6 protein-coding genes and 1 pseudogene are annotated in these 8,665 nt (G+C 66.7%); 6 read left to right on the top strand and 1 reads right to left on the bottom strand.

Annotation, left to right across the window (positions count from 1 at the left end; all coding sequences use genetic code 11):
• A pseudogene (locus DE149_RS11465) lies at positions 1-179 on the bottom strand (IS256 family transposase); the annotation flags it as partial.
• 559 nt (positions 180-738) lie between these two features.
• Between DE149_RS11465 and nrdH the strand changes: the two are divergent.
• The 6 genes from nrdH to DE149_RS11430 all read left to right on the top strand — a co-directional run bounded on the left by nrdH (position 739) and on the right by DE149_RS11430 (position 8,563).
• Positions 739-984 (top strand): glutaredoxin-like protein NrdH, encoded by a 246-nt coding sequence (gene nrdH, locus DE149_RS11455; protein WP_036313172.1) that lies wholly within the window; start codon positions 739-741, stop codon positions 982-984.
• An 11-nt stretch (positions 985-995) separates the two neighbouring features.
• Positions 996-1,463, top strand: coding sequence for a class Ib ribonucleoside-diphosphate reductase assembly flavoprotein NrdI (nrdI, locus tag DE149_RS11450; protein WP_004167610.1), 468 nt, complete (start codon positions 996-998; stop codon positions 1,461-1,463).
• Between the two features lie 47 nt (positions 1,464-1,510).
• On the top strand, positions 1,511-3,637 hold the full coding sequence (gene nrdE, locus DE149_RS11445; RefSeq protein ID WP_180537555.1) for a class 1b ribonucleoside-diphosphate reductase subunit alpha: 2,127 nt from the start codon (positions 1,511-1,513) through the stop codon (positions 3,635-3,637).
• A gap of 145 nt (positions 3,638-3,782) precedes the next feature.
• Positions 3,783-4,334 carry a hypothetical protein gene (locus tag DE149_RS11440; RefSeq protein WP_100057560.1) on the top strand — a complete coding sequence of 184 codons (552 nt, stop codon included), beginning with the start codon at positions 3,783-3,785 and terminating at the stop codon, positions 4,332-4,334.
• A 46-nt stretch (positions 4,335-4,380) separates the two neighbouring features.
• The gene (locus tag DE149_RS11435; RefSeq protein WP_101967806.1) at positions 4,381-4,866 is read left to right on the top strand and encodes a hypothetical protein; all 486 of its coding nucleotides are present in this window, start codon (positions 4,381-4,383) and stop codon (positions 4,864-4,866) included.
• A gap of 91 nt (positions 4,867-4,957) precedes the next feature.
• On the top strand, positions 4,958-8,563 hold the full coding sequence (locus DE149_RS11430) for a DEAD/DEAH box helicase family protein (RefSeq protein ID WP_233490752.1): 3,606 nt from the start codon (positions 4,958-4,960) through the stop codon (positions 8,561-8,563).
• The last annotated feature ends 102 nt before the right edge of the window (positions 8,564-8,665 follow it).

The following is an 8,665-nucleotide window of genomic DNA, read 5'->3' as shown; positions in this document are numbered from 1 at the left end:
GCCTGCAGGCCCCGCTCGAGCGCGGCCTTGACCAGCGCGGGCACGAACCCGCCGTCACCGGTGAGCTCGACGCCGCCCGCGTCGATCTGCGCGAATAGGGAATCAAGCTGCCCTGAGGCTTTCAGCTGCTCGACCAGGTCCTGGCCCGAGGGCTCGCCTGGGTTCTTCTCGTCGGTCATGGTCATGATTCTTACCGTTCCTCTCGGTACGGCTTACACAGACCATCTGACACGCCTGGAAGTCGAGGACGGCGAGCAGTGTGCCGCCGTCGTGGAGCTCGTAGCGGGACTCGGCGTCATTGCGGGTGACGGTGGGGGAGGTGCTCATGCCGGGGCAACCCCCGGTGGTGACGGGGCATTCCGACGCCGGACGGTGGCGGGCTCCTACATGTAGTGGTCCGCGGGGGTCGGACACGCCGCTCGCGGACGTGGCGAACTCGACTTTCCGGCTGTGGGAACCCGGCCCCGAGATCTCCACCGGCTGTGGACAGTCGACCTCGGTCCCGGCGTGTCCCGCATGTCCGCGCGGATCGTCTCGCACAGCAGGGTGTGGACAGGATGGGCAGAGGGTGGGGATACGTAACTACAGCGGTGTGACTACTACATGTAGGGATGGTTCCCGGCCGTGATCACTAGATGTAGTATCGACGCAGATGTTCGGCACGCCCCGCGATGCACCTCGCGAGCGCCGCGCCGACACCCGCAGACCACCAGAGACCACGAAGGAACAGGGATCGCCATGACCGTCACCGTGTACACCAAGCCGGCCTGCGTGCAGTGCAACGCCACCTACCGTGCACTGGACAAGAAGGGCATCGCCTACGAGGTCGTGGACATGTCCCAGGACCCCGCCGCCCTCGAGCGCGTCCGTGCCCTCGGCTTCATGCAGGCCCCCGTCGTCGTCACCGAGACCGACTCCTGGTCCGGCTTCCGCCCGGACAAGATCGCCGAGCTCGCCGAGTCCGCCGCGGCATCGGTGGCCTGACCGGAGCCGACATGACCGTCGCCGCGGACCCGAGCCACATCCGCTCGGCCGAGGCGCAGGGGCTCGTCCCCACCGACGCGGGACTGATCTACTTCTCCTCCGCCTCCAACTACACGCACCGCTTCGTCGAGAAGCTCGAGCTGCCCGAGGACCGGGTGGCTCGACTGCCGTTGATCACCCGGGAGCCCACCCTCGGGGCCACCGCCCCGTACGTCCTGATGACCCCCACCTACGGCGGGGGCAGCGGGCCGGGCGCGGTCCCGAAGCAGGTGATCAAGTTCCTCAACGTCCCGGAGAACCGTCACTGGATTCGGGGCGTGATCGCGTCCGGGAACACCAACTTCCATGAGGGCTACTGCCTGGCCGGCTACATCATCTCCCGCAAGTGCCAGGTGCCCCTCATGTACAAATTCGAGCTGATGGGCACGCCCGACGACGTCGAACGCGTCCGCGGCGGCCTGGAAGGACTGTGGACATGACCACCACCGCACCCACCGAGGCGGACCTCATCCGCCAGGCGAAGAACATGCCCGCCGAGTGGCAGAACCTCGGCTACCACGAGCTCAACGCCATGCTGAACCTCTACGGCGCCGACGGTCGCATCCAGTTCGAGGCCGACCACGCGGCCGCGCGCCAGTACTTCCTGCAGCACGTCAACACCAACACGGTGTTCTTCCACGACCTGGAGGAGAAGCTCGACTACCTGCAGAAGAACGACTACTACGAGACCGAGACGTTCGAGCAGTACCCGTTCGAGTTCATCCGGGGCCTGTTCGATCGTGCCTACAAGGCCAAGTTCCGCTTCCCGACCTTCCTCGGCGCGTTCAAGTTCTACACCTCGTATGCCCTGAAGACCTTCGACGGCAAGCGCTACCTCGAGCGCTACGAGGACCGCGTCGCCGTCGTCGCCCTCCACCTGGCCCGGGGCGACCAGGAGCTGGCCACCCACCTGGTGGACGAGATGATCGCCGGCCGCTTCCAGCCGGCCACCCCCACGTTCCTCAACTCGGGCAAGAAGCAGCGCGGCGAGCTCGTCTCCTGCTTCCTGCTGCGCATCGAGGACAACATGGAGTCGATCGCCCGCGGCATCAACTCCGCCCTGCAGCTGTCCAAGCGCGGCGGTGGCGTGGCCCTCTCGCTGACCAACATCCGCGAGCACGGCGCGCCCATCAAGCAGATCGAGAACCAGTCCTCCGGCGTCATCCCCGTGATGAAGCTCCTCGAGGACTCCTTCTCCTACGCCAACCAGCTCGGCGCGCGCCAGGGCGCCGGAGCGGTGTACCTCAACGCGCACCACCCGGACATCCACCGCTTCCTCGACACCAAGCGCGAGAACGCGGACGAGAAGATCCGCATCAAGACCCTCTCCCTCGGCGTCGTGATCCCGGACATCACGTTCCAGCTGGCGAAGAAGAACGAGGACATGTACCTGTTCTCGCCGTACGACGTCGAGCGTGTCTACGGGGTGCCGTTCTCCGAGATCTCCGTGACCGAGAAGTACTACGAGATGGTCGACGACGCGCGGATCAAGAAGACCAAGATCAACGCGCGCGAGTTCTTCCAGACCATCGCCGAGATCCAGTTCGAGTCCGGCTACCCTTACGTCGTGTTCGAGGACACCGTGAACGCCGCGAACCCGATCAAGGGCCGCATCACCATGTCCAACCTGTGCTCCGAGATCCTGCAGGTCTCCGAGGCCTCCGAGTACAACGAGGACCTGAGCTACGCCCACGTGGGCCAGGACATCTCGTGCAACCTCGGCTCGATGAACATCGCCAAGACCATGGACTCGCCGGACTTCGGCCGGTCCGTGGAGACCGCCATCCGGGCGCTGACGGCCGTGTCGGTCATGTCCGACATCCAGTCGGTGCCGTCCATCGCCAAGGGCAACGCGGCCTCCCACGCCATCGGCCTGGGGCAGATGAACCTCCACGGCTACCTGGCCCGCGAGCGCGTCCACTACGGCTCGGAGGAGGGCATCGACTTCACGAACATGTACTTCTACGCGGTGCTGTTCCACGCGCTGCGGGCCTCGAACCGGATCGCGATCGAGACCGGCCAGCGGTTCGGCGGGTTCGAGGACTCGAAGTACGCCTCGGGGGAGTTCTTCGACAAGTACACGGACCAGGAGTGGGCGCCCGCCACCGAGCGCGTCGCCGAGCTGTTCGCCGAGGCCGGGATCGCCCTGCCCACGCAGGACGACTGGCGTGAGCTGAAGGCCTCCGTCATGGAGCACGGCATCTTCAACCGCAACCTGCAGGCCGTCCCGCCGACGGGTTCGATCTCGTACATCAACAACTCGACCTCCTCGATCCACCCGGTGGCCTCGAAGATCGAGATCCGCAAGGAGGGCAAGCTCGGCCGCGTGTACTACCCGGCGCCGTACCTCACCAACGAGAACCTCGAGTACTACGAGGACGCGTACGAGATCGGCTACGAGAAGATCATCGACACGTACGCCGCGGCGACGCAGCACGTGGACCAGGGCCTGTCCCTGACGCTGTTCTTCAAGGACACGGCCACCACCCGTGACCTGAACCGCGCGCAGATCTACGCGTGGACGAAGGGCATCAAGACGATCTACTACATCCGCCTGCGCCAGCTCGCGCTGGAGGGCACCGAGGTCGAGGGCTGCGTGAGCTGCATGCTCTGACAGCCGACCCTTGGAGGCGGGAAATCCCGCGTATTCCGCGCTTCTGAGCGCGGGTGCGCTCGATTTCCCGCCTCGAAGTGGGGCGGCGCGCCTGGTCGGGGAGGGCGGGCAGGCCCGGCCGACCCGCGCCCCGTATCCTCCTGGCATGAGCACGGTGACCAAGCAGATCGCCCGGCACATGGCACCCGAGGCCGCTCCGCGGATCCGCGACTGGGTGCGCGCGGGGCAGGACGTCATGCTCGGCTTCGACGGCTACCTCGGCTCCGGGCTGGTGCGCCTGGAGCGGGACTCGCACGTGTGGCACATGGTGTACCGGTTCGCCGACGACGCCACGTGCCGGGCGTGGGAGGAGTCGCCTGAGCGGGCGGCCTGGGCGGCGCAGATGGCCGGCCAGGTGGTGTCCGAGCAGGTCAGTGCGCGGACCGGGCTCGAGGGCTGGTTCGATCCGGCGGAGCTCGCCGACCCCGTCACCCCGCCCCGGTGGAAGCAGATGATCGTGATCTTCTCCGGGTTCTTCCCCATGAGCCTGCTCGGCCAGTGGCTGCTGTCCCACCTCCTGCCGGCGGACGTGCCCCTGCCGCTGCGGGTGCTCGCGAACGTCGTGCTGGTGATGCCGTTCATGGTCTACCTCGTGCTGCCGGCCCTCACCCGCTGGGCCGACCCCTGGCTGCGCCGCGGCCTCAAGCGCACGAACTGACGGGAGGCTCGGCGCTCAGGGTCCGGTGCAGGCCAGAATGGTGATCATGAGCAGTCCAACACAGTCCTGGGCCCGCCGGAAGCGCGGGGCACAGCATGCAACGGATGATGACGTCGCGCCCGGCGACTTCACGACCCGAGCCTTCGCCACCATTCTCGGCACCCTCACGGAGCGCACGCCGATCGCGCAGGACTACGAGGATCGTCACGGGCAGCGACGGAACGTCTGGTACTCGTCGCAGCGGCAGCACATGGTCCGGTGGTTCAGCACGCAGTCGACCAACGGATCCGGCGCGTACACCCGTGGGACGCCCAACACCTCCGCGCGGCGGGCGTACAACCGGCTCCTGTGCAGCGAGGCGATCCTCTGGATCGCCGAGGCCCTGGGAGCAGACGAGGCCACGGTGAGGGAAGCCGCCGACGCGGCCGCAGCGGAGTCTGACCACCGACGCCGGTGCGGCAAGATCCGCGCCGTCTTGCCGTGGGACATGATCGTCGGCCTGGCCGCGCAGCCGGAGGGCTGGCGCCGCTGAACCGCTGAGCCGCCAATAAGCCGGCCACCCGGTGAGACACCCCCGCGAGCCGCATTCCACTCCCCGGTGGCCCCGGGTCACAATGGTCCGCATGACCATCTCGACGCCGGACGCCGCATCCTTGACCGACCCCTCCGCCATGGACCAGGGGGACCCCGGGAGTGAATCCCGCGTCGGTTTCGACGAGGTGCTCGATCGTCTCTGGCTCTCGGAGCTCTCCCGCCAGGAACAGGGCCGTCGCTTCGAGCGGCTGGCCAAGCGCTTCCTCGAGGTGGAGCCGAAGTTCGCGGACCAGTTCTCGGACGTGTGGCTGTGGAACGAATGGCCCGGCCGGGAGAATAGGCCGGACAACGGCATCGACATCGTCGCGAAGGATCGCTACACCGGTGAACTCACCGGCGTCCAGGTGAAGTTCTTCGATCCGGAGAAGAAGCTGCAGAAGGGCAGCATTGACTCATTCTTCACCGAGCTGGGCAAGGTGGACTTCGCCCACGGCATGGTGATCGACACGGCGCTCGAGTGGTCCTCGTCTGCGGAAGCCGCGCGGGCGGGCCAGTCCAAGGACGTCACCAGGGTGGGGATCCAGACGCTGGTGGACTCGACCGTGGACTGGTCCGAGTTCACCTTCGACCGCCCGGAGGAGCTGACTCAGCGCCCACGCAAGGAGCCCCGTCGGTACCAGCGGGAGGCGATCGACGACGTCGTGGCCGGATTCGAGACCAAGGACCGTGGCCGCCTGATCATGGCCTGCGGCACGGGCAAGACGTTCACGTCGCTGAAGCTGGTGGAGCGGATGGTGCCGGTGGGCGGCTCGGTGCTGTTCCTGGTGCCGTCGATCGCGCTGCTACAGCAGACGCTGAATGAGTGGACGGCCAATGCGGATGTACCGCTGCGCCCGTTCGCCGTGTGTTCGGACGCTTCTGTGGGGCGGCGCCGGGCCAGTGAGGACATCGCTGCCTCGGACCTGGGTTTCCCGGCCAGCACGGACCCGGCGAAGCTCGCGGCCCGCACGGCCGTCTCCACTGGGGACGAGGCGATCACCGTGGTGTTTTCCACGTACCAGTCCATCGACGTCGTCCGGCAGGCCCAGGACCTCGGCCTCGCTGAGTTCGACCTGGTCATCTGCGATGAAGCCCACCGCACCACGGGTGTGACCGAGCTGGGCCAGGACGGCTCGGCGTTCACGATGGTCCACGACGCCGCGAAGATCCGGGCGGCCAAGCGCCTGTACATGACGGCCACCCCGCGCATCTATGTGCAGGAGGCCAAGGCGAAGGCCGCGCAGGACCAGGTCACGGTCTACTCGATGGACGATGAGTCGATCTACGGCCCGGAGTTCCACCGGCTGGGGTTCGGCAAGGCGGTGGAGCAGGGCCACCTGACGGACTACAAGGTGCTGATCCTCGCGGTAGACACCAATGCGATCGGCGCCTCCTTCCAGCAGATGCTCGCGGACACCGAGGGTCTGGACCTGGACGACGCCGCGCGGATCGTGGGCTGTTGGAATGGGCTGGCCAAGCGCGGGGTGGACGGCGGCCGGCTGGACGAGGTGGATGCCGCGCCGATGCGCCGCGCGGTGGCGTTCGCCCGGAACATCAAGGAGTCGAAGCAGCTGGCCCTCCAGTTCGAGCAGGTGAGCCGTCAGCTGGCCACCTCCACGGACCCCATGACCCCGGACCTGCGGGTGGAGGCCTCCCATGTGGACGGCACCTTCCCCATGGCGCAGCGGGTGCGTGAGCTGGACTGGCTGAAGCAGCCGGCGGGGGAGAACACGGTGCGGGTCCTCTCCAACGCCAAGTGCCTCTCGGAGGGCGTGGATGTCCCCACCCTGGACGCGGTGCTGTTCCTGAGCCCGCGGAACTCGCAGGTGGACGTAGTGCAGTCCGTGGGGCGGGTCATGCGGCGGGCCGAGGGCAAGAAGACCGGCTACATCATCCTGCCCATCGCGGTGGATGCGACGGCGGACCCGGAGTCGGCCCTGAACGACTCGAAGGCCTACAAGGTGGTGTGGGACGTGCTGCAGGCACTGCGCGCCCACGACGACCGCTTCGAGGCGATGGTCAACCAGATCGCGCTGGGCCGGTCGGTGGAGGACCGGGTGCAGGTGATCGGCATCGGTTCGGGCGACGCCGCGGAGGACGACGGCGCTCCCGGCTCGGGCGAGGACAAGTCCGTTCGGGGCACGCGTCAGGCCCTGTTCGCCATGCAGGACGCTCAGCAGTGGAAGGACGCCATCTACGCGCGTCTGGTGCGCAAGGTGGGGGATCGGCGCTACTGGGAGGACTGGGCCAAGGACGTCAAGGACATCGCGGACCGGCACATCATCCGCATCCGCGGCATCCTGGACGGCCCGGACCCGCGGCCGCGGGAGGAGTTCGCGGCGTTCCTCGAGGGCTTGCAGGGCAACCTGAACGAGTCCATCACCGAGCGGGACGCGGTAGAGATGCTCTCCCAGCACCTCATCACGAAGCCCGTGTTCGAGGCGCTGTTCGAGGACTACTCCTTCGCGGCGCACAATCCGGTGTCCCAGGTGATGGACGCCATGGTGCAGGTGTTGGACTCGTGCAACCTGGAGACGGAGGTGGACTCCCTCGAGGAGTTCTACCGGGGTGTGCGGGTGCGCGCTGAGGGCATCGAGAGCGCCGAGGGCAAGCAGAAGATCATCACGGAGCTGTACGAGCGGTTCTTCAAGCTGGCGTTCCCGCGGACGGCGGAATCCCTGGGGATCGTGTACACGCCGGTGCAGGTGGTGGACTTCATCCTCCGTGCCGTGGACGAGGCGCTGCGAGAGAACTTCGGTGTGGGCGTCACGGATGAGGGCGTGCACGTGCTGGATCCGTTCACGGGCACGGGCACCTTCGTGGTGCGGCTGCTGCAGTCCGGGCTGATCCGGCCGGAGGATCTGCTGCGCAAGTACACGCAGGAGCTGCACGCCAATGAGCTGCTGCTTATGGCCTACTACATTGCGGCCATCAACATCGAGGCCACGTTCCACGGCCTCATGGTGGAGCAGGCCGCGGCGCGCGGGGACGATGCCGCGGCGGTCGGGTACGAACCGTTCAATGGGATTGTGCTGACGGACACTTTCCAGATGACGGAGCACGGGGACACCTTGGATGAGAAGGTGTTCCGCTCCAATAACGACCGCGTGGTGGCGCAGAACAACCTGGACATCCGGGTGATCCTCGGCAACCCGCCGTACTCGGTGGGGCAGACCTCCGGCAACGACGACAACGCGAACCTGAGCTACCCGACCTTGGACGCATCCATCCGGGACAGCTACGCGAAGCTCTCGACAGCGCAGAACAAGAATTCGCTCTATGACTCGTACATCCGGGCCATTCGGTGGGGGTCTGACCGGCTGCTGAAATCGGAGCAGGGCGGAGTGCTCTGTTATGTGTCCAACGGCGGGTACATCGACGGGAACACGGCGGCTGGTCTGCGCAAGACGTTGTACTCCGAGTTCCACGAGGTCTACGTGTATAACCTCCGGGGGAACACACGGACGTCTGGGGAGAGAGCTCGTCGCGAAGGTGGGCAGATCTTTGGTCCGGGCAGTAGGGCAACCGTGGCCGTGCTTCTGCTGGTGAAGCGGCCCGGAGATGTGGAGGCGGCGCGCCTGCACTACAAGGACATCGGCGACTACCTAGATGTTGTGGGTCATGAGGTTCTTGACATGGGTACCGGGCTGAGATGAGACGAGTGGGCGTGTCAACTTGTCTGTGTAAGCGGGGTGGTCACAGGTAGGGGTTGATCCGGTCGGGGTAGGCCGCGGCGAGCTGGGCGAGGGCCTGCTTCC

This window comes from Micrococcus sp. KT16, from assembly GCF_003315015.1.
Classification (GTDB): Bacteria; Actinomycetota; Actinomycetes; order Actinomycetales; family Micrococcaceae; genus Micrococcus; species Micrococcus luteus.
The sequence above is the reverse complement of the archived record's forward strand: the minus strand, read 5'-3'. Positions and strand labels throughout refer to the sequence as shown.